At 68.2% G+C, this 3,685-nt stretch carries 3 protein-coding genes and 1 pseudogene; 2 read left to right on the top strand and 2 right to left on the bottom strand.

The features are described from left to right. Positions 1-407: 407 nt before the first annotated feature. On the top strand, positions 408-1,754 hold the full coding sequence (locus tag E0D90_RS24500; RefSeq protein WP_130800130.1) for a cytochrome P450: 1,347 nt from the start codon (positions 408-410) through the stop codon (positions 1,752-1,754). Between the two features lie 54 nt (positions 1,755-1,808). Continuing rightward, a pseudogene (locus E0D90_RS24495) lies at positions 1,809-2,667 on the top strand (helicase associated domain-containing protein); the annotation flags it as partial. A gap of 39 nt (positions 2,668-2,706) precedes the next feature. On the opposite strand, the gene E0D90_RS24490 reads toward E0D90_RS24495, so the two are convergent. Further along, positions 2,707-2,886, bottom strand: a complete 180-nt coding sequence (locus E0D90_RS24490) for a hypothetical protein (RefSeq protein WP_130800129.1) — start codon at positions 2,884-2,886, stop codon at positions 2,707-2,709. A 169-nt stretch (positions 2,887-3,055) separates the two neighbouring features. Continuing rightward, positions 3,056-3,685 (bottom strand): IS3 family transposase (locus E0D90_RS24485; RefSeq protein WP_130800128.1); only part of this gene is annotated, 630 nt, incomplete at its 5' end.

Here is a 3,685-nt window from a genome sequence, read left to right as displayed (position 1 = left end):
CCCCCGCCCTCAGGGTGCTTCTCCTAGCGGGCCTTCATCTGGCCCGCCCCCTGGTTCGCCGGCACAGGACCGTTCAACAGGTTCACGCCCTTTTGGTTACCGAGACCTTCCCTTCCTGGGGTGGGACTGGCTCTCTTGAAAGGAAAGGAACCGGCGGACCGCTGCCCCGCCACTGTCAGGACAGAAACGAGGGAGTGATCATGGATCTCGCAGTCCTTCAGCTCCGCCTCGATCTGCCGTCCACGCTCCACTCCCACGAAGTCCGCGCCCAGCAGCACACCCAGGCGTGGGTATAGGAAATGGGCATGATCGCCAACAGCCCGAAAGCGCGGGAGGTCTGCGACTCGTTCCGCGCACCCCGCGTCCCCGCTTCATCCACCGCACCGCCGACCGGAGAGTGGACAGCTATGACAACGGACGTTCCGATCAGCCAGGCACCGGGAGCGCTGCCTCTCCTCGGCCACCTCCTGCCACTGGTACGCGACCCCCTGAAATTCCTCACCTCACTGCCCGCCCGCGGAGGCCTGGTCCACATCCGAATCGGCCCCATGAAGGCCCTCCTGGTGTGCGACCCGGGACTGACCCGCCACGTCCTGGTCAACGACCGCACCTTCGACAAAGGCGGCCCGGCATTCGACCAGGGCAGGGAAGTCCTGGGCAACGGCCTGCCCCTCTGCCCCCATACCGACCACCGCCGCCAGCGACGGCTGATCCAGCCCGCCTTCCACCCCGCCCGCCTGCCCGCGTACGCCCGCCTGATGACCAAACAGACCGACACCATCACCGGCTCGTGGACCGACGGCCAGACCATCGACGCCTATACCGAAATGCAGAACATCGTCGCCCAGGGCCTGGTGGCAACCATGTTCGCCGACACCCTCAACCCCACCGCCATAACCGAGGTACTGGAGGACCTCGGCACCATCACGAACGGCATCTTCCGGCGCATGATCACACCACCGCGCCTGAACATGCTCCCCACCCCCGGCAACCGCCGCTACTACCAGGCCCAATCCCGCCTGCGCCAGACCATGACCCACGCCACCGCAGACCGCCGCTCCGCCGCCACCGGCCACGACGACCTGCTGTCCGTACTCCTCGGCAGCCCCGATTCCCCCGAAGACGGCCATGACCAGAACCTTTCCGACGCCGAGATCATCGACCAGCTGATGGCCTTCTTCTTCGCCGGCATCGAGACCGCGGCCGCCACCCTGGCATGGGCACTGCACGCCCTGGCCCAGCACCCCCACATCGAAGAACAGCTCCACGCCGAGGCCGACAGCGTTCTCGCCGGCGCCGCAGCCACACTCGACGACGTGCCCAGGCTGGAATACACACGCCGCGTCCTCATGGAATCCCTGCGACAATATCCGCCCGCTTGGCTCATCAGCCGCACCACCACCACCGACACACACCTCGGCACGCACCCCGTCCGCGCCGGCACGGCCGTCTTCTTCAGCCCCTATCTCATCCACCACCGAACCGACCAGTACGACAACCCCGAGCAATTCGACCCCGACCGGTGGAGCAGCTCCCGCCACCTCAACCCACCGGACGGCTCCTTCATCCCGTTCGGCGGAGGCGCCCGCAAGTGCATCGGCGACCAATTCGGCATCACCGAAACCGTCATCATCCTGGCCACGATCGCCGCACGATGGCGCCTGGAACCCCTGCCCGGCCGCCCCGTCCGCCCCGCCCTGGCCCTCACACTCAGCCCGCAACGGCTGCACATGCGCCTCAGGCTCCGCACATAGCACCGCCCGGGTCCCGAACCCTGCACACCCCGTGGTGCAGGAGAGCCGCCGAGCACTCGGGACTTCCCCCTCGGCCGTGAGGTCCAGCAGCAGCGGAGGGCGCTGCGTGCCGCGGAGCTGGAGGAGCGGCGCAGGAGGCGTCTTGGACGCGCCGGAGGCCGGGATGGTCAGGGAGCCGGACGAGCAGTCGTGGGAGAGCAAACTCGCTGTGCTCTGGTCCTACCGGCGGGCCACCGGGCACCTCGCACCGCGGCAGGACGCGGTGTGGGACGACCCGGCCGGCGGCAGCCCCGTACCGATCGGGCAGCACCTCGCCAACCTCCGCCGTACCGGCGGCCTCGGCAAGAACCCGGAACGGGCGGCACGGCGCGCGGAGCAGCTCGCGGCGATCGACGAGGACTGGAACTGCCCCTGGCCGCTGAACTGGCAACGCCATTACCGGGTCCTCGCGGACCTGGTCGACGCCGCCGGGGCCCTCCCCTACATCGCACCCGGCGTGCTCTTCGACGGCGACGACATCGGCACCTGGAGATGGCAACAACAGAAAGCCGGGGTGCGGGCGCAGCTGATGCCCGAACAGCGCGAACGCCTCGCCAAACTCGGCATCAAGGCCGCCGAGCTCCCCGAGACCGCCCCGGCAGCAACCCGTCCAGCAACGGCCTCGGGAAAGGGGCCGAGCAAGGCGCAGCAGGCCTTCGAACGGGGACTAGGGGCCCTTGCGCAGTGGGTCGAGCGGGAGGGCGCCGACCGGCCAGTACCCCGCGGCGCGGTCATCGAGGTCAAGGTTGACGGCGAGGCGGAGCCGGTACCCGTACGACTCGGCGCATGGCTCTCCAACACCCGCGCCAGACGAGACCGGCTGAACGCTGATCAGCTTGCCGCCCTCGTCAAGCTGGGCATGGACTGGGCCTGACCACGGAACCCACGGCTGCCCGCGGTGGGCGGCTGGTGCTCACTGCCTTTCTCGGGGTGGGAAGAATCCCTGGCGTTCCGAGCCGTCCACGCTGAATGTGTGGACGGTGGCACGTCCTCTGATGCTGGCAGGCGGTGTCGGGTTCTCGATCACGATGACCTGGCCTGGCGGGTTCTCCAGGAGATCGCCGTAGAAGTTCTCGGCAACGTCGGCACTCATCAGTTCGGGACGGTCTTCGTGCGGGTCTTCGGGGCGGCGGTAGGTGAGGACCGGAGTGTCGAGCACGACGAAGCCCGGGTGAATCAGGTCGAGAGCTGTATTCCGGCGCGCGAGTGATACGGCGAAGGCGTGAGCTGCCCCGAGTTCCGTGGAGTCCGCGATCGTGTGATCAAGCGGTCTGCGGGACTTCCTCGAGTTGGGCCCAGTACGTGTGCTCGTACTCGTCGGGCGGCACGTAGCCCAGGGCGGAGTGGAGTCGCTCACTGTTGTACCACGCGACCCACTGGAAGACGGCCCGCTCGACCTCGTCGAAGTCCCGCCAAGGCCCCTGATGCTCGATCAGCTCGGCTTTGAATGTGCCGTTCAGAGCTTCGGCCATCGCGTTGTCGTAACTGTCCGCGACGGACCCGACCGACGCCGAGGCGCCGACCTCGGCGAGACGTTCCGTGTACCGAATGGATACGTATTGCGACCCTCGGTCGCTGTGGTGAATGAGATCGGCGTCCTTCTTGATCTTCTGCCGCCACAGCGCCATCTCCAGCGCGTCCAGCGGCAGGTCCGTGCGCATGTGGGTGGCGGCCTGCCAGCCCACGATCCGGCGCGAGTACGCGTCCAGCACGAAGGCGACGTAGACCCAGCCCGACCAGGTTCGTATGTAGGTCAGGTCCGCCAGCCACAGTTGGCTCGGGTGCTCGGCGGTGAAGCGCCGGTTGACCAGGTCCGGCGGGCGCGGGGCGGTCGGCTCGGGGACCGTGGTGCGGCGGCGCTGTCCGCGGATGACGCCCTCGATGCCGAGCTC

The organism is Streptomyces otsuchiensis (genome assembly GCF_004305975.1).
Taxonomy (GTDB): domain Bacteria; phylum Actinomycetota; class Actinomycetes; order Streptomycetales; family Streptomycetaceae; genus Streptomyces; species Streptomyces otsuchiensis.
Note: the sequence above shows the minus strand (reverse complement) of the source record. Positions and strands in the feature narration are given on the sequence as shown.

Coding starts and splice junctions, on each gene's coding strand:
- E0D90_RS24490 (WP_130800129.1), bottom strand. CDS start 2,886: ATGAGTGCCGACGTTGCCGAGAACTTCTACGGCGATCTCCTGGAGAAC.
- E0D90_RS24500 (WP_130800130.1), top strand. CDS start 408: ATGACAACGGACGTTCCGATCAGCCAGGCACCGGGAGCGCTGCCTCTC.